General features: G+C 61.0%; 20 protein-coding genes. 12 read left to right on the forward strand and 8 right to left on the reverse strand.

The features are described 5' to 3' along the window. The first annotated feature begins 37 nt into the window (after positions 1–37). The 5 genes from ACZXDY_RS01320 (at position 38) to ACZXDY_RS01340 (ending at position 5,654) form a co-directional block, all read left to right on the forward strand. The gene (locus ACZXDY_RS01320) at positions 38–2,827 is read left to right on the forward strand and encodes an Ig-like domain repeat protein (RefSeq protein ID WP_464344152.1); all 2,790 of its coding nucleotides are present in this window, start codon (positions 38–40) and stop codon (positions 2,825–2,827) included. A 524-nt stretch (positions 2,828–3,351) separates the two neighbouring features. Continuing rightward, a complete protein-coding gene (locus ACZXDY_RS01325; RefSeq protein ID WP_464344153.1) occupies positions 3,352–3,861 on the forward strand; it encodes an ASCH domain-containing protein in 510 nt (169 codons plus the stop codon). Continuing rightward, positions 3,779–4,606, forward strand: coding sequence for a PIN domain-containing protein (locus tag ACZXDY_RS01330; protein ID WP_464344154.1), 828 nt, complete (start codon positions 3,779–3,781; stop codon positions 4,604–4,606). The genes ACZXDY_RS01325 and ACZXDY_RS01330 overlap by 83 nt, the downstream gene beginning before the upstream one ends. A 59-nt stretch (positions 4,607–4,665) precedes the next feature. Next, positions 4,666–5,319, forward strand: a complete 654-nt coding sequence (locus tag ACZXDY_RS01335) for a hypothetical protein (RefSeq protein WP_464344155.1) — start codon at positions 4,666–4,668, stop codon at positions 5,317–5,319. 86 nt (positions 5,320–5,405) lie between these two features. Further along, positions 5,406–5,654: a hypothetical protein gene (locus ACZXDY_RS01340; protein WP_464344156.1), complete on the forward strand. Its 249-nt coding sequence runs from the start codon at positions 5,406–5,408 to the stop codon at positions 5,652–5,654. Between the two features lie 132 nt (positions 5,655–5,786). Here ACZXDY_RS01340 and ACZXDY_RS01345 read toward each other — a convergent pair whose 3' ends face one another. From ACZXDY_RS01345 to ACZXDY_RS01355, 3 genes are all read right to left on the reverse strand, one after another. Next, on the reverse strand, positions 5,787–6,356 hold the full coding sequence (locus ACZXDY_RS01345) for a peptidase S14 (RefSeq protein ID WP_464344157.1): 570 nt from the start codon (positions 6,354–6,356) through the stop codon (positions 5,787–5,789). A 308-nt stretch (positions 6,357–6,664) separates the two neighbouring features. After that, complete coding sequence (locus tag ACZXDY_RS01350; RefSeq protein WP_028161675.1) at positions 6,665–7,324, reverse strand: outer membrane protein; 660 nt, start codon at positions 7,322–7,324, stop codon at positions 6,665–6,667. A 472-nt stretch (positions 7,325–7,796) separates the two neighbouring features. Next, entirely contained in the window at positions 7,797–8,033 is a 237-nt protein-coding gene (locus ACZXDY_RS01355) for an HGGxSTG domain-containing protein (protein WP_464344158.1), read from the reverse strand. 515 nt (positions 8,034–8,548) lie between these two features. Between ACZXDY_RS01355 and ACZXDY_RS01360 the strand changes: the two genes are divergently transcribed. Continuing rightward, positions 8,549–8,932 (forward strand): hypothetical protein, encoded by a 384-nt coding sequence (locus ACZXDY_RS01360; RefSeq protein ID WP_028161677.1) that lies wholly within the window; start codon positions 8,549–8,551, stop codon positions 8,930–8,932. 162 nt (positions 8,933–9,094) lie between these two features. Here the strand turns inward: ACZXDY_RS01360 and ACZXDY_RS01365 are convergent, their stop codons facing one another. Then, positions 9,095–9,682: a DUF308 domain-containing protein gene (locus ACZXDY_RS01365; protein WP_464344159.1), complete on the reverse strand. Its 588-nt coding sequence runs from the start codon at positions 9,680–9,682 to the stop codon at positions 9,095–9,097. A gap of 124 nt (positions 9,683–9,806) precedes the next feature. Between ACZXDY_RS01365 and ACZXDY_RS01370 the strand changes: the two genes are divergently transcribed. Beyond that, positions 9,807–10,391 (forward strand): TetR/AcrR family transcriptional regulator, encoded by a 585-nt coding sequence (locus ACZXDY_RS01370; protein WP_464344160.1) that lies wholly within the window; start codon positions 9,807–9,809, stop codon positions 10,389–10,391. Between the two features lie 95 nt (positions 10,392–10,486). Here ACZXDY_RS01370 and metG read toward each other — a convergent pair whose 3' ends face one another. Beyond that, a complete protein-coding gene (gene metG, locus ACZXDY_RS01375; RefSeq protein ID WP_464344161.1) occupies positions 10,487–12,160 on the reverse strand; it encodes a methionine--tRNA ligase in 1,674 nt (557 codons plus the stop codon). Positions 12,161–12,629: 469 nt separating this feature from the next. Beyond that, entirely contained in the window at positions 12,630–13,772 is a 1,143-nt protein-coding gene (locus ACZXDY_RS01380) for a DUF3047 domain-containing protein (protein ID WP_464344162.1), read from the reverse strand. Positions 13,773–14,108: 336 nt separating this feature from the next. On the opposite strand from ACZXDY_RS01380, the gene ACZXDY_RS01385 reads away from it, so the two are divergent. From ACZXDY_RS01385 to ACZXDY_RS01400, 4 genes are all read left to right on the forward strand, one after another. After that, entirely contained in the window at positions 14,109–14,942 is an 834-nt protein-coding gene (locus ACZXDY_RS01385) for a hypothetical protein (protein ID WP_464344163.1), read from the forward strand. A gap of 65 nt (positions 14,943–15,007) precedes the next feature. Then, positions 15,008–15,994: an AraC family transcriptional regulator gene (locus ACZXDY_RS01390; RefSeq protein ID WP_464344164.1), complete on the forward strand. Its 987-nt coding sequence runs from the start codon at positions 15,008–15,010 to the stop codon at positions 15,992–15,994. Positions 15,995–16,176: 182 nt separating this feature from the next. Continuing rightward, a complete protein-coding gene (locus ACZXDY_RS01395) occupies positions 16,177–16,779 on the forward strand; it encodes a hypothetical protein (protein WP_464344165.1) in 603 nt (200 codons plus the stop codon). Between the two features lie 207 nt (positions 16,780–16,986). Then, positions 16,987–18,627, forward strand: a complete 1,641-nt coding sequence (locus tag ACZXDY_RS01400; protein WP_464344166.1) for a Na+/H+ antiporter — start codon at positions 16,987–16,989, stop codon at positions 18,625–18,627. A 6-nt stretch (positions 18,628–18,633) separates the two neighbouring features. Here the strand turns inward: ACZXDY_RS01400 and ACZXDY_RS01405 are convergent, their stop codons facing one another. Beyond that, positions 18,634–23,463, reverse strand: coding sequence for an NAD-glutamate dehydrogenase (locus ACZXDY_RS01405; RefSeq protein WP_464344167.1), 4,830 nt, complete (start codon positions 23,461–23,463; stop codon positions 18,634–18,636). 615 nt (positions 23,464–24,078) lie between these two features. On the opposite strand from ACZXDY_RS01405, the gene ACZXDY_RS01410 reads away from it, so the two are divergent. Next, positions 24,079–24,420, forward strand: a complete 342-nt coding sequence (locus ACZXDY_RS01410; RefSeq protein ID WP_028161687.1) for a hypothetical protein — start codon at positions 24,079–24,081, stop codon at positions 24,418–24,420. A gap of 99 nt (positions 24,421–24,519) precedes the next feature. On the opposite strand, the gene ACZXDY_RS01415 is transcribed toward ACZXDY_RS01410, so the two are convergent. Continuing rightward, on the reverse strand, positions 24,520–26,103 hold the full coding sequence (locus ACZXDY_RS01415; protein WP_464344168.1) for a glucosamine inositolphosphorylceramide transferase family protein: 1,584 nt from the start codon (positions 26,101–26,103) through the stop codon (positions 24,520–24,522). Positions 26,104–26,120: the final 17 nt, after the last annotated feature.

Below are 26,120 nucleotides of genomic sequence, written 5' to 3' on the forward strand. Positions count from 1 at the left end.
AATCGAGCGCCATAACGCCGCAGCGGCCGTCACCGCCATGCGCCCGCGGGACGGCGCGCATTTATTTGCGCTCGACGCGTCCCGATATGTATGCGATCAACTGCGACTGACTGGGAATATCGCAAGAAGACGTGCTGGGGGCCTTGTGTCTGGGTTTGGTCGCATTGTCGGCAGCATCAAGCTGGCCGCGCTGATTGTTTTCGCATTTTTTGCCGTTTCGACGTCAGCCCATGCGGCGCCCCCGACAGCGACTGTCACTGTTGACCCGGATCGAATAGCGTATGGTGGGTTGGCGAAGGTGACAATCTCGTTCTCCGAAGTCGTGACCGGCTTTGATCTCCATGACTTGACGCTCACCAGTGCGACCGCGGGCAATCTCGCAACCTCGGACAACATCACCTACACCGTCGACCTCAATGCAATTTCGGGTGCGCCGCGCCCAACCAATCAGGTTGTTGTGGACCTGTCCGGGGTAGTGAACTTAGGCTTGGAAGCCGGCATCGGCACCGCCGTTTCAAATAATTATACAGTCGGACCGATCAGCCAGACCATCACCTTCGGCGCCCAGACGGGACGGACCTTTGTCAGCGGCGGCACGTTTGTGGTCAGTCCGCTGGCCTCGGCAAGCAGCGGCCTGGCGGTAACCTATTCCTCGCTGACCCCGGGCGTCTGCACGGTTTTCGGCGGTATCGTGACCATGATCAGCGTAGGCACGTGCACGGTGGCCGCCGATCAGGCCGGCAATGGAACCACCGTCGCGGCCGCGAGCCAGGTGACCCAGGACATCATCATCGCCAGGGCGATCAGCAGCATTACGTTGGTTGCGTCACCCAGCCCGAGCCTTCCGGGACAGGCCGTCACCTTCACCGCGACAGTGTCGGGCTCATCGCCCACTGGCACGGTGACGTTCCAGGACGGCACGACGACGCTGGGCACCGGCACCCTCAGTGGCGGACTGGCAACGTTCACCACATCGGCGCTGACCACCGGAACGCATGCGATCACGGCAGTCTATGGCGGCGATACCAACAACATGTCGAGTACGTCGTCGGTGCTGAACCAGGCTGTGAGCCAGGCGGCGACGGCGACAGTCCTCGTTTCGTCGGTCAATCCAAGCACGCCGGGACAGGCTGTCACCTTCACCGCAACCGTGACTGGCACCAGCGGCACGCCCACCGGCACGGTCACATTCATGGACGGTACGACGACGCTGGGCACCGGCCCCCTCAGTGGCGGACTGGCGACGTTGACCACATCGGCGCTGACATCCGGAACCCATGCGATCACGGCAGTCTACGGCGGCGATGCCACCAACACGTCCAGCACCTCATCGGTGCTGAGCCAGGCCGTGACCCAGGGGACGACGTCGACGGTCCTCGTCTCATCTGCCAACCCCAGCACGCCGGGACAGGCGGTGACGTTCACGGCAACGGTGACAAGCGGGGGCGATACGCCGACCGGCACGGTGAGATTCGACGATGGCGGCGCTGCGATCGGCAGCGCGACCTTGGCCGGCGGGGTTGCCAGCCTGACGACCTCGGCGCTGACGGCCGGCACCCATACCATCACCGCAACCTATGCCGGCAATGGCACGTTCAAGGCCAGCACGTCGGCAGCGCTGCTGCAGGCGGTGAACACGCCACAGGACAGTCTGAAGCTGCGGGCCTTGCAGATCATCGCAACCAAGACCGTGGCGCAAAACTCCGGCGCAGCCATTGCCGGCGCGATCGACACCGCGATCTCCGAAGGCTTCAGCGATGGTGGCAGCCTGGTCTCGCCGAGCGGAGGCAGCACCCGTTTCAACTTCTCCGCCGATCCCGATCAGCCGCAGACCGCAACCGCAGGCGCCGACGTGTCGGATCGATGGAATGGATCGTACGGGCGCAGCGGCGGCGGCCTGCCGGGCGGCGCCAACAGCTATGCGCAGCCGCAATTGCCGCAGGGCGCATCCCGGGTCGACAACGCGTTTGCGGCAATCAATCGCAATGCGATGCCCGCCAAGGCGCCCGCGTCTGGCTACGTCGAGCCGAAGGACTGGCTGTTGTGGGCAGATGTCAGAGGCAGCGGCATCGATCGCTGGGGGTCGTCGACATCGGCACCGATTCTGTACGGCAGCCAGATCAATGCGCTGCTGGGCCTTACGCGCAGGGTCACACCGAATCTTCTGGTCGGTGCGCTCGGCGGCTACGAGACCTTCGACTACCGGTCCGATACCTTGAGCGGGCACCTCAAGGGCGATGGCTGGACCTTAGGTTCATACCTCGGCTGGAGGTTCGCGCCGGGACTGCGCTTCGACGCAGCCGCGGCGTATTCCGCCATCGGCTATGACGGCACCGCAGGCACCGCCACGGGCAACTTCAGCGGCCATCGCTGGCTGGTATCGAGCGGGCTGACCGGCAACTACAACACCCATGGTTTCGATATCGAACCTTCGGCGAAACTCTATGCGCTGTGGGAGCGGGAGAACGCCTATACGGACTCGCTCGGCACTCTGCAGGCGGATCGCACTTTCTTCACCGGGCGCGCCTCGGGCGGCATCAAGCTCAGTTATCCCTGGCTCACCGGAGCCGCCGTGACGCTCGCGCCTTATGCCGGGGTCTACGCGGATTACTACTTTACCGGCGATGATGCCGCCGCCTTGGCGCTGGCGGGGGCCGTGCCGCTCGCGTCCGTCCCGCTGCTCGATGGCTGGTCCGCGCGTGTAACGGGAGGGTTGGCGGCGCGCCTCGGCAACGAGGCCACCGTCGCTCTTGGCGCCGAACTCGGTGGCATCGGCAGCAACGTGCAAATCTGGACTTTCCGTGGACGAGCCTCGGTCCCGTTTTGAGGCGACTAAGATTTATATATTGATTTCAATTGCATAAGAGTTCGCAGTTTTGTTCTGGGTGGCGCGCCAAATTTGCCGCAAATCAAAGCGCTACAGGCAGGTTAGCCAGGGCGGTTAGCGAACGGGTTAGCCGGCCTTCGAGCGGCGCTATTCATCTGCTTCTCCATCGCGGCCGCGGCTATCTGCTTCTGTCCCGCCTCGCGGCTGTACAGCTCGGCATGCTCGATGTCGTCGTGCCCGAGCACATCAATCAATTGCCGCGCGGCTGCTCGGCAGCAGGACGCCGACGCAGAAATACCTCGAGAAGTCGGTTGGGACGAAAGACCGTCGCGAGGCCAATCGCGGGCCGCCACACGCGCTCGCTGATCTGGACCGCACAATCCGAGCGGTCTCCGCGATTCTGCACGGCATGAGCTCTAGCGGGGTGAGCTATCGGCTGAGATGGCGAACGGGCTCGTTACAGACTTGGCTCAGCGCGGCAGGGCTGATTCAATCCGAGCAATGATTCGAGCATAGGATATGCGATGGCGGCGAGCCAACCACGGCAGGATTTTCTGGTCAGCATCCGTCCACAGTACGTGGACAAGATTTTTGCTGGCCAAAAGACGGTCGAGCTTCGGAGGCGATTTCCCGAATCCGTCAGTGTCGGGACGGTGGCCTACATTTATTCGACCAGCCCGGTTCGGGCCGTAGTCGGATGCGCCAAGATTAAGGAGGTCCAGCGGCTCGCCGTTGCCGAAATCTGGAAGGAGCATGCCGACGCGGCCTGCATCTCACGGCGCGACTTCTATGACTACTTTAGTGGTACGAAATTCGGATTTGCAATCCTTTTGGGGGCGGTCAAAGCGATGCGCAACCAATTGACAGCTCATGAGCTTGAGTCACAATTTGGGATTGTTCCCCCGCAATCCTACAGGTACGTTACGGAACGTTTCATTTCACTGCTTAACGATGAGCCATTTCAAGCTACTCATCGACACCCACATCGTAATCGGGCTGGAAGACCCAAAGCCGGTCGAAGCGCGGCTTGCTGAGGTATCACGGCTCAGCAATGAACATGGAGTGGGCCTTTTTGTTGAAGGTGCGAATTACGACGACATAGCTCGTGATCGCGATGACGAACGCCGCAAAGTCACGCTAAGCAAGCTGGGCAAATTTCAAAAACTGGCTCGCCTGCCCAACCAAAGTGATGCCGACCTAGTCGCGCGCTTCGATGTGATCAACAACGATAATGACCGCTCGGACGCTCGTCTTCTCGCGACCCTGGATGCGCGGGCTGTCGATTATCTCGTTTCCGAAGACGCTAACCTGCACAAGCGGGCTTCGCGGGTCGGATTGGGTGAGCGTGTTCTCACCATTGACGAGGCGCTGCAATGGCTAAAGCTGACGTTTGTTGCGAAGTCGGTCGAGCTTCCAAATGTCATTGAGCGCAAGGCGTATGAACTCAATGAGCGCGATCCCATCTTCGCAAGTCTACGCGAGGACTACCCGCCATTTGATCAGTGGTTTGAGCGGTGCAAGCAGGCGCACCGAGAATGTTGGGTTCTTGAAATTGACTCCGAAATAGCCGGCTTGGTTATCAGGAAGACGGAAAAGCATTCCGAGGCTCAAACCCGCCATGAGGGTTCGAAGGTTCTCAAAATCTGCACCTTCAAAGTGCGGGACGAGTATCTCGGCGAAAAGTTCGGTGAACTTCTGTTGAACAAGCCTTATGGTTTGCGCAACACAACAACTATGACCTTGTCTATCTCACGGTCTATCCGAAGCATACGCTTCTGATTAGGCTACTCAGCTACTACGGCTTTGTCGAAACCATGAGGTCGCCAATCGGAGAGTTGGTGGAAAAGCCAATTCTATGTGGGCCGCTACCGGCCCTCGCTGGGAGCGCGCTCGACTTCGCGCGAACTTACTATCCCCGCTTCCATGATGGCTCGACCGTGGGTAAATTCTTCGTTCCGATCCAATCCGCATATCACCGTAGGCTATTTCCAGAAATCGCATTCGGGAGGGAGTTGCCGCTTTTCCCAAGTGCCGATTTCGGCCCCATCCTGACCCGTCATGCAGACCGGACCCCCGGTAACACAATTCGAAAGGTCTATCTCTGCCGAGCGCGAACAACGACGATTGAACCCGGCGACATTCTGCTTTTCTACATGTCGAAAGACGAGAGCCTCGCAGCCAGCCAGTCAATCACGACATTGGCGATTGCGGAGGAGGTGAGGGACATTGCCGATGTTGATGAACTCGTAAAGCACGCCGCAAAACGCTCGGTGTATTCAACCGACGAAATGAAACGCATGAGTCCCAGCGCCGACTCACCCGTCAAGGTTATCGATTTCCTCTTGGTAGGCCATACCCAACCGGTCGTTGGACTAGTAAAACTTCAGAGTCTTGGCGTCTTTGGCCGCCATCCATACCAGTCGATAACGATGCTAACCGAACAACAGTACCAAGCTCTTAGAGGTGAGCTTGAAATTGGGTTCGCATTCTAACCGGTCTGCAAAGGAAAGAGCCCGCGATGACGTCACAAGAACAGCAATGACACTGGGCGGAAGGAAATAAATACGCGCTGGAGTGTATGAAAGCACTGCTCTGGCTTAACGGCGGAGCTGCAATCGCCCTGCTGACCTTCCTCGGCAATCGGGGAAAACACAGGCCGTGCTTGCGCGCGTTCTGGTTTGCCCTTGGCGCGCCGGAACCCGGTGCGCCGCCGTGCAGGCGGCGGCGTTTCTTGCCGTGCACCGACGGCGAGCGGCACGCGCCGGCGGAACGGGTTTTGGCGCCGCAACGTGGGCTCGCCAGCATCGGGCCGGCATTTCTGATGTGATCACTCATGCCTGTGCGTTGCGCGTCCCGCTTGGCATCGGCGGAATCGCGCCCTCGCTTGGAGCCAGCGGCCTTCGGCGGCTTCCGCGCCGCGGATGCCGGCCGATGCATCACCTGCTCTCGTCGCTTTGCGTCATAACACCCCCGCGATTAGCCCGAGCTTCAGCGCCTCGTTCGCCTCGACGTACCAGTTCGATGGGGCGCGCCGGATGACTTCCTCAAGCGTCACGCTCGAACCGCTGATGAGGTTCTGAAACCCCTCGTTCTGGATATCGATCGAGCACTGAATTTCGTTGATGATCGCCTGCACGTTGGCAAGGCACACGGTGAGCGGCCCGTCGATATTCAGGGTCCGCGTCAGCTTGCGCTCGTGGATCATGAGGCGGGAGCCGCGGGTCAGATAGCGATTCTCGCGGGCGAAGAAACTCATAAAGGTCGTCCCGGCTGAATAGATCGCAGCCTTGCCGAGGAATACCAAACGCCGCGCCGGCTCCATCTCGCTCGCATAGCGGATGTCCTCGCCCATCATGCGCGCTACCTCCGGATCGCCGCCAAGGGTCGAAAGTTCGATCACGACGAGATGCTGGCCTGCCGCATTGTCGAATTGCTGGCGGAAGCTGACATACATGCTGTAGTCGATCACCCCTGAGAGAGCGACGGCGGGATTCTGGAAGGCGGATACGGGGAGGATATCGGCGGACATCCTGATCACCTCAATATCGAGCGATGAAGAAAACCAGCAGAAGATCGCGGGGCAGCACCCTGCAACGCGATCTGAGCCTCAAGGTTCCGTTGAAAGCCGGGAATCGATAACCCAGCCTTCTCATTCCAGTTCGAACAGGCGCAGCCGCTGTGGCTGCACGAAAAAATCAAGGCGCAATAAAAAGCTCCGCTATCCGAACGCTATAACGGGGCCGGTCTTGGGGGCGAGGCCTTGGCGCCCTCGCCTCATTTGCCGCAAAACAAAAGGCCGGCAGATGCCGACCTTTTGCCTTCGAGCTGTCGCTCGGGTTAGTACGTCACGAGGCCGGGGCCGCCCAAATTGAAGCGGTAGTTCAGGCCCGCCTTGACGGTGTGTTCGTCGTTGCGGAAGCTGCCGACCGGCAACCCCGCCAAGAACACATCGACGTTGCCGAAGTCATAGTACTGGTATTCGAGCTTGGCCGACCAGTTCTGGGCGAACATGTATTCGAGGCCGGCACCGACGGTGTAGCCGTTGCGATCATTGTCGCCGTTGAAGCCATTGGTGAAGCGCGTGTCAGCCCAAGCGTAACCGCCTTTGACGTACAGCAAAGCCGGTCCCCAGGTATAGCCTAGACGGCCGGTCACCGAGCCGAGGCCACGATTGGCGAAGCTGCTGTTGGTATCGAGAAAACTATAGTTGGCTTCGAGGCCGAATACCCAGTTCGGCGAGAACTGATAGTCAAAGCCAACCTGTCCACCACCCATGAACGTGCCGTCGTCGTTGTTCCCGAAGCTCGGATCGAGGACGTTGCTGTCACCACCGAAGGCTCCACCAATGTGACCACCGATATAGAATCCGGTCCAGTTGTAGACCGGAGCGACCGCGGGGGGCGGGGCCTTCGTGTAGGGACGGGCGGCAAGATCAGCGGCCGAAGCAGTACCCGCCAACATAAGCAGTGCGGCGGAAGTCAAAAGAGCGCGTTTCATACGTTTCTCCACTAGCAAGCTCTAACTTGCACGGGCTAACGCGCCCAACGCATTTTCGACAATCGGAACCACCCGACTTTTGACAAAACACCTGAAGTGTGGCGCTGTTGCATCATACCTGACAGAGGAAGCCGAGAAGCTCGTTGTACGCTTAAACGCGCTCGGACGATCGAACTATCCGCTGAATGGCGCCTGAAGCGGGCTCACACTGAGGTTAAGATCTGACGCACCCGAGCTTCAGGCGCGTGAAGGAACTGTTCTCGTGATTCAGTTCCGCCAGGTGCGATTAGCTGCAGCCGGGTATGCGAGGACCATCCGGACAGGCCGTGGCTGGGAGATCGCGCGTGCGATTGCGGCGGAGCCGGTGCGCCCTGCCGCTTCCAATCCCAATGACGAAGAGACCCTACCGATATGTCGGCAGGGTTCAAAGCGGATCCAGTGGAAGGCGCGATGATGAATCGTCGCCTGCAAGTCACTTCATCTCCTCCAGCAGCTTCCGCGCCTCCCCCAACAACGCCTGAATCCGCCTTCGCTCGGCGATCGCATCCCTGGTGAACAGGCCGTGCTTGCGCGCGTTCTGGTTTGCCCTTGGCGCGCCGGATCCCTGGGCGCCGCCGTGCATGCGGCAGCGCTTTTTGCCGTGCACCGCCGGCGAGCGGCACGCGCCACTGCTGCGGGTCTTGGCGCCACAACGCGGGCTCGCCAGCATCGGGCCGGTATTTCTGATGTGATCGCAGAAACGAACATTGCTTGAAGCCCGAGAGGGGCCAACAGAAGACTCATCCACAGCAGTAAGCGTTATTGTTGCCGCCCTGACACGTCGGGGCCGGAATTGGCCGCGGCACGGCAACAAGCAAACATCACGAAAAAACGAGGAGTGAGACAGCTCATAGACGTGCCTCGCTTTACACAGTAATCGAGGGCAGTCAGATGACCAGTGCGCCAGGGATCGATTTCGTCACGACGTCCTGTCGCGCGGCAATCCGCTTTCTACGGACTACAGGCGATTGACTCGGTAACGCGCGTTTCAAGCTGAGTTGAGCTTCGGAAGCGGAATTTAAACGGAACAGGCCGATCTCTCCCTAGGTCAAGGCCGAAGGCATCCGCATCGGATGCTGCAAGCCGGTCGCTCGCGTTTGGACCTCACGCTCGCCTCACGAAGCGTGACCGCATTGTCTTGTCCGCGCGCGGATCTGCGACCGGTCGATACAGGAGAAAACGACAATGATTTCATTCAAAGCTATTGCAACGGCCGTGCTGCTGTCCGCGACCGCAGCGACGCCGGCATTCGCGCAAGACCGCGCCCTGTATATCAAAAATCTACGCGACTCCGGGTATAATCCGAGGAGCGACTACAATCCCAACGGGACCATAAGGGCCGCCATCCAGGAGCCGGGCGCGTTCGCGTTCAATTATCCCAATCTGGACGTTCTAAATGGAGGTAGGCCAACGCCTGCTGCCAGCTTGTCTCCCGACTGGCCCGTGTTGAAGGGCGCGTGTGCGTCGGCCGGCGGCGGCGTCTCTTACTGCGGCGGCCGCTACGGCTCTTATGATTTTGCGCCCGGCGCATTCCTGCATCATCATGGCCGCCGCCATCACCGGCCGTGACTCGGCGCGGTACAGCGCCATGCGCGGCCCCAAGGCCGACCGATAAAGCCTTTTTTCGACGGGCATCCGCTCCTCGAAAACAAACCCATGAGCCGACGCCTACTCGGCGCGCTGCCCGCTACGCGTCGAGCAACGCTTCGTTTCCCGTTAGGGCGACCGTCCCTACGCGGCGGTATGGATCGTTCCGCGACGAGCGTCCCTTACCGTCAGCCAGATCGCCGAAATTAGGAAGTAGAAGGCGCCAAAGGCAGCGTAGGGTGCGATGTCGGCGATGCTCGGCACCTTCGCGCCGCCCGCTACGTGAATGAAGAACACTCCAGCCAGGACGGATTGCGCGCCGCTCAGAATCATCGCCCATTGTGCTCCATAGGATTTCCAGCGGCGAACGCCCGTCGCGAGTTGGAATGCGCCGGACAGGACGGCCCACACACCGAAGACGGCCAGAACGGCGTTCATGCTTTGCGTAAGCGCGGCGGCGACACCGAACATCGTGAGTGCACTGACCACGAGATTGAGCGTCTGGCTCGGGTTGCCGACGAGGCCGCCGTTGCTCGCCGCATCCACATAGTTCGCGGCCGCGTCCCAAGCCGGGTAGACAATCAACATGACCGCAGCGACTTGCGGAACGTGGCGTCCAAGGGTGAAGGCGAGAGCTACCCAGATCAGCGAAAAAGCCGCGCGAACATAGTAATATCCCTTCAACCAACCGGACGCCGAGACGGTCGGAACTTGCGAGCGTTGACCTTGCATGTTTGATAACTCCGCTATTTGTCTTCCTACTAGTAGGTAGGATGATGGCGAGTGTCAATAGCCACAAACCACGCCGCTTTTCAGCGATTGACACTCTACCAACTAGAAGGTAGTGATGACAAGCATGAATAACCTATCCACCACCGCAGACGACATCCTTGCTTGCGCGCGGACCCTGATCATAGCCGGGGGCTACAACGGCTTCAGCTACGCCGACATTGCGGAGGTTGTCGGCATTCGCAAGCCAAGCATTCATCATCATTTCCCGACCAAAGCGGATTTGGTGCGTACGCTGATCGCTCAATATCGGGAGGAGGCCGTCGCCGGTATCGCACACCTGGAACGACAGACTTCCGATCCGCTCGAACTGCTTCGGAGCTATACGGGTTATTGGGCGGCCTGCATCAGAGACGCCAGCGCGCCATTCTGTGTGTGCGCACTCTTGGCGAGCGAGCTTCCCGTTCTCCCGGCGGAAGTGGCCCTCGAAGTAAGAGCCCATTTCCGGGCACTCTCAGCTTGGCTGACCTCGGTCCTCGCGCGTGGCCAGCGAGAGGGAAGATTTGCGCTGACTGATGCTCCCCGAATTGAAGCGGAGGCCTTCATGGCGACCGTTCACGGAGCAATGCTGTCGGCGCGTGCCTATGACGATTCCAAGATATTCGGCGCTGTCACCGATCGGCTGATCGATCGACTTTGTAACAGACAGTGAGAGCCGGCTTGAGCTCTCGCGACGAAGCGGCTGGTTAGCATTCACTAGGGCGCACTGCGTGGACCGGGGGGTAAAGCCGCCCGATCGCGCACGCTCTATCCGCCGAATTTCTGACGCTGCGAAGCTGCCCACTCGGCCCCGAGCTTCGCGAACAGTGGTCCGGGATGGCTAATCCGGCGACCGGCCGGAATTCGGGTCAGGTGATCCGTCGAAGGGAACGCTGGCACCGCTTCCAAGTCGCCGATCGCTTTGAGCACCTTTTCCGCAGCATCCGGAACGATCGGCCAGGCGGCACGCGCGCAAATGCCGATGAGATTCACGGCGGTTCTAATCACCGAAGCGGCCTCGTCCGGATCTGAAGCGATAAGCGACCAGGGTGCTTTTGCGACGAGGTAGGCGTTCGCCGTCTTCCATATCGTGCGTATGGCATCCGCGGTGCCCCGCAGGGCCAGAGCTTCCTGGCGCTCGCGCAACTGACCGACCAAGGCCTCGATCCGGGCGGAGAGTTCGCCATCGACCGGATCGGAAACGCCGCCTGGGACGACGCCGTCGTATCGCGAGACCACGAAGCTCAAGACGCGCTGCACGAAGTTGCCGAACGTGTCGGCAAGATCGTGATCGACATCAGTCGCGAACCGGGAGAATGAAAAATCGACGTCGGATGTTTCCGGCGCGTTGGCCGTCAGCCACCATCGCCATCGGTCCGCCGGCAGCAATTCAAGTGCCTGATCGAGAAAGATGCCGCGACCCGAACTGGTCGAGAACTTGCCGCCCTCATAGTTCAGCCAGTTCACACCCTTGATAACGTCGACGGTGGTCCAAGGCTCGCGGGACCCCAGCAGGGTGCAAGGGAAGCTGACGGCATGAAACGGTATGTTGTCCTTTCCCAGGAATTGCACATATCGAACGTCCGACGCGTCCAGCCACCACGATCTCCAATCCCTCCGCTCGGGGTTGGCATCCGACCACTCCTGAGTCGCTGCGATGTACGCGATCGGCGCATCGAACCAAACGTAGAAGACCTTCCCGTCGTAGCCCGGTTTCGGAACCGGTATTCCCCATGAAAGATCCCGGGTGATGCAGCGATCGCGGATCCCTTCGTCCAACCACTTGTTGGCGATCGAAGTCACCAACGGCGGCCAGCCCGAGCGCGAGGATAGCCATTCGCGTAGATCGGCTTCAATGGTGGTTTGTCGGAGAAAAAGATGGCGTGTCTGGCGCACCTCCAGATCGGTGGCGCCGGATATCGCCGAGCGCGGCGCGATCAGATCCGTCGGATCGAGCTGTCGCGCGCAGACTTCGCATTGATCGCCGCGAGCGCGGCTCGATCCGCAATGCGGGCAGGTGCCGACGACGTAACGATCGGGCAGGAAGCGATCGTCCGTCGCACTGAACACCTGATTGAGTGTGCGCTCCTCGATGAAGCCGTTCCTATCGAGTTGCGAGAAAAAGTGCTGCGTCAAGGAATGATTGCGGCGCGACGACGACCTTCCGAAGTGGTCGAAGGACAGATGAAGTCGACGATAGAGGTCGCGCTGAACGAAATGCTGACGCTCGCAGTAGGAGGCGACATCGCAGCGTGCTTCCGCCGCGGCGAGTTCCGCCGGCGTGCCGTGTTCGTCGGTGCCGCAGATGAATAGAACATCCGCGCCGGTCTGTCGTCTGAATCTGGCGTGGACGTCCGCGGGGAGCAGCGAACCCGCAAGATTTCCGAGGTGCTTGACGCCGTTTATGTAGGGTAACGCGCTTGTTATCAGATACTTCGTCATGACGCACTCCGTGTGGCCGAGAGGACGCGGATACTAAAAAGCCCTCCGCAGGATGGGAGGGCTCGGGTCCGCTTCGTCCGAACGGCGCGTGTGCGCGCTTAATCCCTCCAGCAAATCTCCTGCGGGACGGGCATTCGCATCTCGAATTTCGCGAAGAGGAAGGTCATGTGCTACCTTGTATCTTAGCGACCATATAATTTCGAATCTTTTCCTGCGCAAGCGGCGACGCTTGACCGATCGGCCCGGCATGCCTGCACTGCGTTGGCCTCGATGATCTCGAGTTTCTGCCGGCGGGCGATGCCCTGCTCACGCGAACAGTGCCCGATATGCCGTCGTCGTGCGCTTCAGCAGGACGCGCCGCAGCTCGAACGACAGGGCCTGCTGGTCGAGCCTCGGGCCTTAAGCGATTTTCCACGTCCTAAGAACTGCTAGCGGCGAGCCGATTGAACCGGTTCACTCCCGCGTTGTCTCAAAGCTTCAGGGCTCCGGCGCCCGGTTGGGAGATCTGCATGTCGGCGAAGCGGCACGAGCCGCTGCGGCGCTGGAAGAGAGAGACGCCCAGCAGCCAGATGTTGACCACGGTTCTGGCAGGGCCGCCGATGTGCTCCTTGTAGTCCGCGTAGATGTCGCGCTCGTCGCTGACCCACTTGCCGAGATCGGCGAAACCGCTGCGGACCGCTATGTGCGACTCGAGCGGTGTCCAGCGCGGGATCGGGCAGCGGAATGCGGTGCCGATCGGCAGGCTCGAACTCCAGAAGTAGGTGATGTCCTGGCCGTCGTCGAACTCCGCGGCGATGGAGAGGTAGTCGTGCGAGGTGAGCTGGTTTTCCGGCAGCCGCGACGGCAGCTCCTCGACGATCCAGCGCCAGCTCAGTTTGGTCTGCGGCTTCAGTTCGATGCCGACAGGGCGCTGCAGAATGCCGGCGTTCTTCAGCGGCTCGACGGCAATCGCGCCATTGCCGATATCATTGAAGATGACCGGGCCGCCGCCCAGCATGAAGAAGTTGTGCCAGCCCGCGGGCAGCTTGCGGGGCGACTGGAGCCGCGCCAGTTCCGCGGCAACGATGCCGTCGACGTCGCCGTGGCTGAGCAGGCTCGTCAGGCCGGCGAGCGCGGTGCCGCGCCAGACCAGCGCCACGCCGTAGATGTGCGCGTCCGCCTTGGCGTACTCGTCCTTCGGCACCGCCAATTCGCCATCCGAATCCTTGAACTCGACGAGCGATCGCGCCATTTCGAGGGGACCGTCGGCGGCGGCCGTCATCGTCCCGGTGTTGCTCATCGGATTGAACATGGGGCGGGCGCCCCGGGTGCGTACGTGAAACGCAACGCCAGGCTCGACCCACAGATCCTGTTCGCGGGCGAGCCACACGCGGCCGCCGAGCAGGAACGTCACTTCCTGCCCCTTGGCGAGGGTAATCCCGAGGTCCTTCCACGGTAACTCGCTGCCGGAGAGATCGAGGACGCGGGCCTCGCGGAGCTCGGGGGATTTGGCCCTGGCGATGAGCGCCGTCATGCCGTCGATGAGCTCCGCGCGGTCGAGAAAGCTAGTGGCCCCTATGGCCCTGCGATCGAGGACGAGCGTGGCGAGCGGAGCCGTCAGGCCCAGGGCCATGAGCCTTTTCAGCATGTAACGCCGATTGAGTCCGCCTGCACCGTGAGAGCAGCCGGCATGGTGAGGCAATGTGCACATATGTTCCTCCCTGGCTCTTCTTTCGCGTGGTTGTGGCGCGGAGATCCTGCACGCGCGGCAATAGCTCAGAGAGGAAGGGTGGGCTCGGGATGGTTGCCCGACGATCGCCGGGAATATTACCCGAGGCGACGGAGCGGGTCGGCGTGGACGGACTAACGAAGTTTCGTCTCTTGTGTCCGCAACGCGGTGAACGTGGTCATTGCCCAGCCGTGCTATTTGCGGATAGGGCATTGTGTTCTGGAGATGTAGGAGGCGGATGTGTCGCGTGACAAGAAGGCCCTTCAAATACTTCTTGACACCTATTGGTCGCCAAAGGGTTGGAAGCGAGACAAATCGATCGACTCCGCGGATTTCGAATACGCTCGGCAGGCCGGTTACATGTTCGATCCCGTCACGGTGACGCATGACGACATCATCGCAGGGCTGCTCACTGTTCGTAACCGCGTGAGTATAGAACAGGTAACAGACGCCTTTCTGGCAAGCCTCAGCACACGTCGGCTTGAGTTGCGCTCAGCGCTGGGCAGCTTCTCCTTCGCCGCACACTTCCCAGATCATCGGCTCGTCGAACAGGCCCGTGGCCAAGTGCCGAGCGGCCGGGTGTATTGTCGTCTCTGTGGCCTTTACGGCCATTCCGTCGAAGACCTCAACGTCCTGAGTTTCGAGAGATGGAAGTGGGGCGGCGTTCGTCATGTCCATCCACTGTATTGCTGGTTCGACCTAACGCAATTCGAAAAAGCCAGTTTGGCCGCGCCGACACAGGAGGACTATTCGATCCTCGCCCGAATCGTCGAAATAGCGTCTGGCTTGACACCGAAAGCGAAGCCGAATGAGCTGGAGAAGCGCATCAGCAAGGTGATCAAGTCGAACGGCTCGGAGCGGCGCGTGCTCATCCAAATTCTCGGGTATTGCGGCGTCCTCAAACCGGCTGGCCGGTGCGGTTTTTTGCAGGCATTTACGCCAGGTGAGCTTAGAGACCGGCCTCCCGGTCACAAGAATGACTGGAGCTATCCAGTCATCTGGTGGCAAGGCGCAGATGGCGTTGACAGAGATGCGCTCAATCGCCTTTTCCCGAAAATTGCAGCCGTAGTCTAAAAACCTCATGCCACAAACTTCATGTGCTCGAGTTGAAAGCGCGTCTTGCCTATGATGAGGTTGAAATGAACGATTCGGGACGGCTTGCGCCGCTCACTGTGTCGACTGATGAGTTTCCGGAAACCAAGCGCCTTGCGATGTGGCGCGAGATCTATGGCCGCAACATTGCGAATGTCGATATCGAACCAATCGACGACGCTCCGTTCCAGGCGAGCGTGACGTTTCAGGCTTTGCCTGGGGTCGGGATCGTTTCCGGATCCCGCTCCGCAGCTCACTATCACATCACCCGAGAACATCTCGCAAAATCGAAGGATCTCGTCGGCCTCTCCGTTCTGATCAGCGGCAAATCGACCACGTCGCAGTTCGGCCGGGAGATCGTGGGCCGTGCCGGAAGTGGTGTCGTTCTCTCGGCCACCGATCCATCGGTGAGCACCATGCATTGTCATGGCAGTTTTCTCACGATCGCGCTCCCGCGACCAGATCTCGCCGCCCTGGTCCCGGATCTCGGTGCTGTATATGCACGCCAGATTCCGCCGGACAACGATGCGCTGCGGCTGCTGATCCGGTATGTCGAGGCGCTGCGGCAGGGAGGGCCGGCCGAAGCACCGGGTCTCACGCGAACCGCCGCAACCCACGTTATCGACCTCGCCGCGCTCGCAATCGGTGCGACCCAAGACTTCGTCGAGGCAGCCAGGGGCCGTGGACTGCGCGCCGCGCGGCTCGAGGCCATCAAGGCAGATATTGAGGACAATCTTGGCCGGCCTGACCCGGATATTGTCGCTATCGCGCAGCGTCAGGGAATCTCGCCGAGCTATATCCGCAAGCTTTTCGAGGCCGAGGGAACATCGTTTTCAGCTTTCGTGCTCGAACAGCGCCTTGCTCGCGCGTATCGCATGCTCAAAGACCTGCGGTTTGCCGACAGAGCCATCAGCGCAATCGCCTTTCAGGTCGGATTTGGTGATCTGTCCTATTTCAACCGAACCTTCCGCCGGGCCTATGGTCTCACTCCTTTCGATGTACGTGCCATGGCCGTGCGAGCGGGACTGCGGTAGTTACCGGATCCCCGCGCAACCGCGCCGGATCCGCGCGACGAACCACCGCACGATGCGCGCCCTGACCGCTAGCGACTTATTAATCTCCCGTTGCTTAGGTCCAGACCTTCGCATGTCGAATCCGCAGTTACGAGTGATGCGGTCCCCCAAGCCGCCTGCCAGCCTGCGACTTGGAGAGCTTGATGTTAAATACCGCCGCGTTTTCCCTGGTCCTCTTCAGCTGGGTGAAGGAGATCGGGGAGATCCTGCTTCTGATAGGGTTGAGCGGTGAGGTTGCTCTTCTGGTTCTCGGGATTTCGAAAGGCGCCTGGGAGCGAGGACTGGCGATCACATTTGCCGCTCTCGTCCTGGTCGGCGTCGCTCTGGCATATTGGGCCGACAGCCCGCGGACGTTCGGCCCCGCATCCCAACAGCGGATTGCCAATGCCCTCAAGGAATTTCGTGGCACTCCGTTCGATTTCTCGGTCGAGCTTGACCCCGAAGCTGTTGCCTTGATGGAAGATGTCGGAAAGGCGCTTGATGTCGCTGGTTGGAAGAGGCAGGCGGTTGCACAAGGCTCTGGATACATCCCGCCAGGAAAGCCTGCGGCCGGCATCGTCGTGTTCAAGGGCGTCGAAGTGCAGATCGCCGAATCGCGACACTCGGATTGGGGAGCGGCGGGCAAGCCAGCCGCTGTCCTTCTGCACGCCATGCGCAACGAGGGATTGACCGCAATCGTGAAACAGGTCCCGGATAATCAAGAAAGCGCCGACGCGATCCATATCAAGATCGGCGCCAAGCCATAATAAACACCGGCGGTGGTCGGCCCGCCGATCGTTCATCAGGAAGTTCATCCAGAACCTGAGGACCGAGATAGTAAATTGCCATACCTGTAATTGGAACGCGAGGACAGACTCGGGTGGAGGTGGGGCGCGTGATGGATGGTGGAATGATTCGGGTGGCGTCGCTATGATGCCCGGTAAATCCCGGACACTACGCATGCGAGAGAGAGCGTGGAGACCGTTACCGTTGCTTTGATTCTGCTGCTGGCGGTGGTCGTCAGCGGCGGAGTTGCCCGCATGTTGCCGATATCGCTTCCCCTGCCGCTCGTTCAGATCGTCATCGGCGTGCTGATTGCTGCCGTGGCCGACCTCGGCGTCCAATTGAAACCGGACATTTTCTTCCTGCTGTTCCTGCCTCCACTGCTGTTTCTGGACGGCTGGCGCATCCCCAAGGAAGGACTATTTCGCGACAAGGGGACGATCCTGGAGTTGGCGTTCGGCCTCGTCGTATTCACAGTCGTCGGTGTCGGATATTTCGTCAATTGGATCATTCCGGCGATGCCTCTCGCGGTCGCCTTCGCGCTCGCCGCAGTCATTTCTCCCACCGATCCGATTGCCGTTTCCGCGATTGCAGCACGCATACCAATTCCCCGCCGGCTGATGCACATCCTCGAAGGGGAATCGTTGCTCAACGACGCATCGGGCCTGGTCTGTATGCGGTTTGCCGTTGCTGCAGCTCTGACCGGTTCGTTTTCGGCTTTCGCCGCGTTCGGAACGTTCCTTTGGCTTGCGACCGGTGGCATCGCCATCGGCGTCGTTGTGACATGGGCGGTGACCGTCGCGAAGAATTGGGTCTCGCGCCATTTTGGCGAAGAGACGGGCTCGCAGATCCTGATCAGTTTACTGATTCCGTTCGGCGCCTATCTCCTGGCCGAATACGTGCATTGTTCGGGCATTCTTGCAGCCGTCGCCGCCGGGATCACCATGAGCTACGTCGAGCAGAGCGGGCAGGCATTACCTGCGACCCGCATTCGCCGCAGTGCCGTCTGGGACCTGGTGCAATTCACCGCGAACGGCGTGATCTTCGTCCTGCTTGGCGAACAGCTCCCGCAGCTCTTCGATGGCGCGGCGAGAGTGGTCCAGGAGACCGGGCATCGTGCGCCGCTCTGGCTCCTCGTCTATGTGGTCGCGATCAATCTCGCTCTGGCTGCATTGCGGTTCGTCTGGGTCTGGACGTCCCTACGATTTACGTTGTTTCGCGCGCATCTGAAGGGCGAGAAGCCCTATATTCCGAGCTGGCGCCTGATCGCGGCGACCTCGATTGCCGGGGTGCGCGGCGCCATTACTCTTGCGGGCGTGCTGACACTGCCGTTGACGATGAACGATGGTTCGCCGTTTCCGGCACGCGATCTCGCGATCTTTCTCGCCGCAGGCGTCATCATCGTATCTTTGATCGCTGCCAGCATGACGCTGCCGTTCTTGCTGAGGGATCTGGAGCTTCCACCCGAGCCATCGCATCAGGCCGAAGAAGATCGCGCGCGCATCGCTGCGGCGGAAGCCGCGATCCGGGCGATCGAGCAGGCCCAGCACGACATGGGTGAAGGGCAAGTTGACGCCGATCTCTATACCGATGCCGGCGTTCGCATCATGGCGCTATATCGCCAGCGTATCGACGGGCGTTCCAAGGTCGGCCAGGAAGCCGAACTAGCGCAGAAAATCGACGATGTCGAACGCCGCCTCCGTCTTATCGGACTCCGCGCCGAACGGGCCGAACTGTACCGCATCGCGCGTAGCCGGCAGCTCTCCGACGAGATTGCCCGCAAGTTGGTCAGGGAAGTCGACCTCCTGGAATCCCGCTTCCCGACAGCTTGAGCCCGCTCAGCTCTTGACCATATCCCCCAGCATGTTTGCCGCGACCGTCAGCTTGGCGAGCGTCAGGCCGCTGGCTGCGATTTCCTCGACCGAGCGGCGGATGCGCGTGGCTTCAGGATGAGCGGCGAGCCAGTCGCCCGCGGCTTGCTGGCCGCATTGGCCGGTTGCCAGCATGTCCGCAGCTAGTCTTCTTTCGGCGGCGGCGATCTGGTCGACGGCGCGATCAATGGCGAGACGTTCGTAATTGTCGTTTGCCGACACGCTGCGCGCGGCGGCGATAAGGCGATCGAGGCGGAAATTGGCCTCGGCGGCGAAGAAGGTCGTAGCGGCGTCGCCGATGGTCCGGCCGGTGCGCTCCGCGACGGTTACGATATCCGGTGCCGAGACCAGGGCGTCGAGATCAGCGAGCTCGATCGCGAGCTCGCCCGGGACGCCGGCATCGATCAGGTCCTGCCGCCGCTTGCTGCGCCCGGCCTGCACGTCGTCCGGCAGGGTCTTATCCAATCCGGCGGCGATTTCGCGGATGCTCGGGCCGAAGCGGGCGATGACCGCGTCCAGACCCGATTTGAAATCGACGTTGCGCACGTACCAGAGCATACGTGAGACCAGCAGATCTTGAATCGCCGCGTAGAGGCCAAGTTGCACTTGCCCGGCGATGCGAGTGTCCAGCCGATCGATCGCGTCATTGAGCCGCTTCAGGCCGTAGCACTCGTCAACCGCCACGAAGGCCATGACAATCGTCGACACATCGGCATCCGTCTCGTCGATCAGGCGCACGACGCAGGCGGGGCCGCCGCGATTGACAAAAGCATTGGCGAGATTGGTTGCGATAATCTCCCGGCGAAGGCGATGCTGTTCCACTGCAGCGGGGAATTTGCCCTGAACCTCGCGCGGGAAGTATTCGGATAGTTCGCGGGCGAGATATGGATCATCAGGCACGTTGGTGACGAGCAGATCGTCGTAAAGTGTCAGCTTGGCGTAAGCGAGCAGAACGGCCAGCTCTGGCCGAGTCAAGGATTGGCCGCGCCGGGCGCGTTCGGCAATCGCCGCATCGTCCGGCAGGAATTCCACGGCGCGGCTGAGGAGGCCGCGCTGCTCGAGCGATTGCATCAGCCGCGTGAGGAAGCCGGTCTCGGCGAGGCCCTTGCGTTCGGCCAGCGAAAGCGCCAGCGTCTGCAGATAATTGTTGCGCAACACCAGGGCGCCGACCTCATCGGTCATCGCGGCAAGCAGCATGTTGCGGTCGTTCGGACTGAGGCGTCCCTCGCGTTCGGGGCGCGCCAGTGCAATCTTGATATTGACCTCGACATCGGAGGTGTTGACCCCGGCCGAATTGTCGATGGCGTCGGTGTTGAGCTTGACGCCTTTCTGCGCGGCTTCGATGCGGCCACGCTGCGTAACGCCGAGATTGGCCCCTTCGCCGATCACCCGCGCGCGGATATCAGCGCCGGTGACACGGATCGGATCGTTGGCGCGATCGCCGACCTGGTCGTCGCTTTCCCCTGATGCGCGGATATAGGTGCCGATGCCGCCAAACCAGAGAAGGTCGACGCGTGCCTTGAGGATCGCCGTGATCACCTCGAAAGGCGTGGCCTGCGGCTTGTCGAGATCAAGCAAGGTCCGCACTTCCGGCGCCAGCGGGATTGCCTTGAGCGAACGCGAGAATACCCCGCCGCCCGGGGAGATCTTTGACTTGTCGTAGTCCTGCCAACTCGACCGCGGCAGGTCGAACAGGCGTTGGCGCTCGGCGTTGCTGGCGGCGAGATCGGGTGAAGGGTCGATGAAAATATCGCGGTGATCGAAAGCCGCAATGAGCCTGGTCGCCGGCGAGAGCAGCATGCCATTGCCGAAGACGTCTCCGGACATGTCGCCGACGCCGACAGCGGTGAAGGGCTTGGTCTGGATATCCGTGCCGAGTTCGCGGAAATGGCGCTTGACCGCTTCCCACGCGCCGCGCGCAGTGATGCCCATTTTCTTGTGATCATAGCCCTGGCTGCCGCCGGAGGCGAAAGCGTCGCCAAGCCAGTGTCCCTTCTCCGTCGAGATCGCGTTGGCGATGTCGGAAAAGGTCGCGGTTCCCTTGTCGGCTGCGACAACGAGATAAGGGTCGTCGCCATCGTGCCGCACGGTGTCTTCGGGCGGCACGATCGTGTCGCCGTCAAGATTGTCGGTGAGTTCAAGCAGCGAGCGAACGAAGATGCGGTAGGCTTCGGTGCCTTCCGCCATCCAGGCCTCCCGATTGGAAGGAGGTGGCAGACGTTTGGGCACGAAGCCGCCCTTGGCGCCGACCGGCACGATAACAGCGTTCTTGACCTGCTGCGCCTTGACCAGACCGAGGATCTCGGTGCGGAAATCCTGCGGCCGGTCGGACCAGCGTAGTCCGCCGCGCGCGACCTTGCCAAAACGCAGATGAATGCCCTCGACACGCGGCGAATAGACGAAGATCTCGTAGAGCGGCTGGGGTGCAGGCAGCTCCTCAATCTTGCGCGCGTCGAATTTAACGGAGATCACCGGCCGCGGATGCCCGTCCGGACCGAGCTGCCATAGATTGGTGCGGATGGCGGCCTGCACCAGGTTGGTGAAACGGCGCAGAATACGGTCTTCATCCAGTGAGGCGACGGATTTGAGCTGCTCTTCAATCTCGGCAAGCAGGGCCGTCTCGCGCGCCGAGCGCTCGGCATCGGTCACCGTGAGGCGTGGGTCGAAGCGAGCCTGGAACAGAGCGACAATGCTGGTGGTGATCGCGGTGTTCTTGCGCAGAGTCTCCCACATGTAGTCCTGAGTGAACGGGACGCGGATCTGATGCAGGTAGCGGGAGAGGGCGCGGATGGCCGAGACTTCGCGCCAGCTCAGGACCGTGCGCAGGATCAGCGCGTTGTATCCGTCGGATTCGGCGCGATCGCCCACGACCGCCATGATCGAGGCTTCCAGGCGTCGGGCGAATTCCGCGGTGATGACGATCGGCTTGCCATCATTGGTCTCGATCGTCATGTCGTGCAGCCAAACCGGTGCAGGTGAGGGTGTGGCGCTCGGCCTGATCTCATAGGTGCGCTCGTTCACGACGCGCAGGCCGTGATTTTCGATCACCGGCACCCGATACGACAGCGACAAGGGCGCGCCGCGCGAAAAGACCTTGAGGCCGAAGCGCGTCGGATCGTCGCCGTCGATGCGGTGAACCGAAAGTGCCACGGAGCGAGCGGCAGTGAGCTTTTCGATGATGGCGATATCGGCAATCGCCTGAGAGGTGTCGAAGACCTCGGTATAGCCGCCGGTAAAGGCTCGTGCATAACGGTTGGCGATCAGGCGGGCTCGCATGCCGTCAGCGGTGGTCGCAAGCGCGGCTTTCAGCTTGTCAGCCCATGTTGCGGCGATGGCGCTGATTCCGGATTCGAGCGTGGCGCGCTCGATGACAGGCGTATCGCCCTCAAAGCGCGCAATGATGTAGTGGATGCGGGCAAGCGACCCTTCAGGGAAAGCTGCGTAGGAGGCTGCCACTTGCCCGTTATAGACCCGCGCCAGGAAGCCTGCGACGCGTGTACGGACGTCGGTGTCGTATTTGTCACGCGGAATGAAGACGAGGATGGAGACGAAACGGTTGAATTTATCCGCCCGCACTAGCGCGCGCACGCGGGGACGCTCATAGAGCGTCAGGATTTCCATGACGAAATTGTAGAGAGTCTCGACGTCGACCTGGACCAGCTCGTCGCGCGGATATTCTTCAAGGATATGCAGGAGCGCCTTGCCCGAATGGCTGTCCGGCTCGAAGCCGGCGCGCTCAAGCACCTGAGCCACCTTGTGGCGGACATAGGGGATCTGCCGCACCGAACGGGTATAGGCGGCCGAGGTAAACAGGCCGACGAGGCGCAATTCGCCGTCGAGCCGGCCGTCGGGCGTAAAGAGCTTGATGCCCACATAGTCCATCCGGGCGCGGCGATGGACGCGGCTGCTCACATTGGCCTTGATGACGATGAGCAGGGTAGGCTCTCGCATGAATGCGCGGATCTCCGACGTCATCACCACCATTTCGGCGCCGCGGCGCAGGACCTTCACATCGGGATCGCGCAGGATGCCGAGGCCTTCGCCGGTGGTGATGCCGTCCGGCGCATCGCTATCCGGCGCGAAGCGGTATTCGCGCAGGCCGAGAAAAGTGAAATTGTCGGCGCACAGCCATTGCAGGAACTGGGTGGCTTCGGCGACCTCGTCGATCGGCATCGGCGGCGGATTGGAACTGAAGGTCTTGATCGCCTGCTCGACGCGGGCGCGCATGGCGCGCCAGTCGGTGACGCAGGCGCGCACGTCACTCAGCGTCTTGGTGAGGCCGTCGATCAGCTTCTGGCGGTCAGCCTCGGCGTCCAGGCGTGCGATGTGGAAGTGAATGAGGCTTTCGCGCTCGCCGTTTACCCCCTCGGGGAGCGTCTCGCCGTAGAAATGCAGCAGCTTGCCCTGCTCGTTGCGCTCGACGGCAATGATCGGGTGGGCGACCAGCGTGACCTCGATGCCCTGCTCGGCGAGCTCCGCCATCGTGGAATCGAACAGGAAGGGCATGTTGTCGTTGAGTATTTCCAGCACGGAGATCTCGCGTCCGTCTGGCATCATCGGATTGATAACGCGGATGTCGGCACGATCAGCGGTACGCCGCTGCACATGTTCCCAGGCTTGTTCTGCCAAAAAGGCCAGCGACACGGCATCGTAGTTGGCGAGGTCTTCGATGTTGCTGTGGCCAAACAGAAGCTCGGCAAAGGCTCGTGGCGTCTTGCCCGGCTGCACGCTCCCGCCGGCCTCGTGGATCAGGGTTGCTCGGGCCTTGTCGTCACGCCACGCCATAACGTCCTCCACTTCCCGCGCCGGCCGACCGCAGTCACGATCGCCTGCCTGATTTCGGAGTGCATCTCTTCGAGCGCCGTCGTCTTGATCGCAGTTGATTGCGTAAGCCAAATCCTTGGTCGCGGAGCCTCGATAGCTCCTGATGTCCGATGTTATATCATCTTCGCGGGAGCAAGGGGTGAGCTGTCGTTAGCGCACCGATAGGCATTGCGGTGCAGCGTGAAGCCGAAATCGGTGCCGTCGACTTTCGCGGGAAGTCTGGAAAGCACAGGAATTTCAATCGCGTATGAATTCGCTGTTGATGGCGACCTGCGGGTCGCAGGCAAGGCGTCGGCTGGCTTCACTGCGCCCGCAGGCCTGGCGCACCGACGCGTCCGTTTTCCGATCGTTGTCACGCGCTACCGCTCGAGGAGGGGCGAACGGATGCTGAAGAACGCGCTGTGTTGTTGTCAGCGGTCGCGATCTGAAGGATTGCGCAATGAGGCCGTAAGTAATGTCATCATCCACTTCGCGAAAGGGACTTGTTCATGGAGATGAACCGCAGCTAAACGGCTGGGTATTATGTCGCAGCCCGGAACGTGGCGCTCCTTGCGGGATTGAACTTCACACACGAAATGGAGTGCGACCATGAAGAGGTTAGCGATCACGTTGGCGGTCGGTGCTGCAGCGCTGATTGGTAGTTCGGCCGCAAATGCGGCAGATCGGCAGGCGGCGGCGAAGGCGGGCAGCTATGAGAGCCGGTCCACCGATCTGAGCGCTCGTGGAAGGGGCCATCACCACCATCACTACGGAATGCACCGTCATCACCACCACTACGGCTACCACCGCTACGGCTATCATCGCTATGGCTACCACCGCCATGGCTACTATCGCCCATACTACAACAGCTATGGATATCAGCGGCCGTACTACGGCGGCGGACCAGGTGTCACCTTCAGCTTCGGTACCGGCGGTTATCGCGGCTGGTAGCGGAGAAAGAAAGCCCGCGACGCGCGGGCTTTCTTCTCACATCTGGCTGACTTGATAAGCGCGAACCGTATCGGTGATCATCGCCGACCAGCGCAAAGACTAATCGGCGGCCAGAACGCTGTTAGGGGCGCTCCGCGATCGGGCTGGCTCCCGCCGAGCTGCATCACTCCCAGAGGATGCCGAAACGGCCGGTGCAGGTCCGTCCACGAAAGCCATGATCTTCGGCTGCACCCGCGATCCGTCTATCACCTCGAGTTGGCCGCAGCGGTTCAGCGTGTGCAGCTTCCGGCCCGGCCATGCAGGCCCTGGCTTAAGGGAGTGCCGAACGACCTGTCTGAACGTGGTCGGCGACAGTTCAAGAACTTCGGCAAGACCGAGCGCTGCGCCATATCCGTCGGAGCAATCCTGGACCGGTCGCCACAGGTTTCCATTGATGGTCACGAAGTTGCCCGCGGGTCGCGCGCTTGCGCGGTCCATCAGAACCGGATTGCTCGCATGTGGCAGCCAGGGTCCGAAGAGTTGCTCGGCATAAAAGATCGCCAACGTATCGGAATAGCCTCCGGTGCCGTCGCGCCAGGCGCCGAACAGATAGTACATGCCGTTGTGCCGCGTGATGGTCACGTCGGCCAGTTCAAGCCCTGACAGCAGCGTGCAGTGACGCTCCCATTTGTCCGGAAACCGAACGCATTTGTAAACCGCGACGTCCCGATGCTCTGTGCTCTCCGGGATCATCCAGAGATCGTCATTGTCCTCGATCAGAAAGGGATAGGACAGATGCCATGGCTCTTCCAGTACGGGGACGACGTTTGCGACCGGACCGGTGCGGTCGAACTCGACCGCGGAAATGATGCCCTTGCCCACCCGGTGATCGAGATCTTCGAAGAAAACGAATGTCCTTCCCTTCCATTTGACGGGGAAGGGATCGGCGTAGAAATGATCTCCGGGATCCCCGAGCACTTTCCAGTCGGGCCCGGATAGATCTCCGGTTCGCCACACGTCGGCATTTTCACTGTGGCGCCATCCGATGTGCCAATGAGGCGCATAGCAGCAAAGGCGATATATTTCTTTCGCGATCGATACGGCCAGGCCGCGCAGAACATAGGTGGCCGCCGGTCGTGGGGTGTTTTTGCCGGTCGACGACGCCAGCTCCGGAACTAGTCTCGGCGCTCCTGACAGGATCGCTGTCAGCATGGTCAGGGTTCGCGCCATGACTGTTTCGAGCGCACCGCTCAAGCCGACTGCGATTTCTCCGGACGGATGACCGCGATCGAGCACCGTGCCGTCGAGTTCATTGACGATTTCGATAATCGGCAAGTCACCCGCGAGTATGGCTGCCAGCGCTGCAGTTTCCCCTGGTATCCCATTGAACTGCGGGCGCAGATATAGCCGGGCGGAGCAGTCCGGATCGCGGCCGGCGCGTGTAAAGTCGACAATCACGTCGGCCTTGCCGGCCTGGGCCTGCGACCGTTCCGGGATGACTTTCAGTTTGTCGGCGCCGCTGCGCTGGCCCCTCCGCAATACCATCCGTTCAAGTTCGAACAGCGCCTCCAAGCCAGCAGGCCGAGATTCCGAAGTTGTTGTCCACGCGATTTGAACCGGGACGTCCCGGCCGCCGACGGACAGCGCCTCGCGGGACATCCACCGCCGTGCATGCTCGCGTTCGCAGCGAAATTCGATAATCATGTCCGGCCCATCTGCGC

The organism is Bradyrhizobium sp. LeoB3, assembly GCF_055456055.1.

Excerpts from the sequence above, each read along its gene's own strand:
- ACZXDY_RS01320 (WP_464344152.1), top strand. The coding sequence starts at position 38 with ATGCGCCCGCGGGACGGCGCGCATTTATTTGCGCTCGACGCGTCCCGA.
- ACZXDY_RS01325 (WP_464344153.1), top strand. The coding sequence starts at position 3,352 with ATGGCGGCGAGCCAACCACGGCAGGATTTTCTGGTCAGCATCCGTCCA.
- ACZXDY_RS01330 (WP_464344154.1), top strand. The coding sequence starts at position 3,779 with ATGAGCCATTTCAAGCTACTCATCGACACCCACATCGTAATCGGGCTG.
- ACZXDY_RS01340 (WP_464344156.1), top strand. The coding sequence starts at position 5,406 with ATGAAAGCACTGCTCTGGCTTAACGGCGGAGCTGCAATCGCCCTGCTG.
- ACZXDY_RS01345 (WP_464344157.1), bottom strand. The coding sequence starts at position 6,356 with ATGTCCGCCGATATCCTCCCCGTATCCGCCTTCCAGAATCCCGCCGTC.
- ACZXDY_RS01350 (WP_028161675.1), bottom strand. The coding sequence starts at position 7,324 with ATGAAACGCGCTCTTTTGACTTCCGCCGCACTGCTTATGTTGGCGGGT.
- ACZXDY_RS01355 (WP_464344158.1), bottom strand. The coding sequence starts at position 8,033 with ATGCTGGCGAGCCCGCGTTGTGGCGCCAAGACCCGCAGCAGTGGCGCG.
- ACZXDY_RS01360 (WP_028161677.1), top strand. The coding sequence starts at position 8,549 with ATGATTTCATTCAAAGCTATTGCAACGGCCGTGCTGCTGTCCGCGACC.
- ACZXDY_RS01365 (WP_464344159.1), bottom strand. The coding sequence starts at position 9,682 with ATGCAAGGTCAACGCTCGCAAGTTCCGACCGTCTCGGCGTCCGGTTGG.
- ACZXDY_RS01370 (WP_464344160.1), top strand. The coding sequence starts at position 9,807 with ATGAATAACCTATCCACCACCGCAGACGACATCCTTGCTTGCGCGCGG.
- metG (WP_464344161.1), bottom strand. The coding sequence starts at position 12,160 with ATGACGAAGTATCTGATAACAAGCGCGTTACCCTACATAAACGGCGTC.
- ACZXDY_RS01380 (WP_464344162.1), bottom strand. The coding sequence starts at position 13,772 with ATGGCCCTGGGCCTGACGGCTCCGCTCGCCACGCTCGTCCTCGATCGC.
- ACZXDY_RS01390 (WP_464344164.1), top strand. The coding sequence starts at position 15,008 with ATGAACGATTCGGGACGGCTTGCGCCGCTCACTGTGTCGACTGATGAG.
- ACZXDY_RS01395 (WP_464344165.1), top strand. The coding sequence starts at position 16,177 with ATGTTAAATACCGCCGCGTTTTCCCTGGTCCTCTTCAGCTGGGTGAAG.
- ACZXDY_RS01410 (WP_028161687.1), top strand. The coding sequence starts at position 24,079 with ATGAAGAGGTTAGCGATCACGTTGGCGGTCGGTGCTGCAGCGCTGATT.
- ACZXDY_RS01415 (WP_464344168.1), bottom strand. The coding sequence starts at position 26,103 with ATGATTATCGAATTTCGCTGCGAACGCGAGCATGCACGGCGGTGGATG.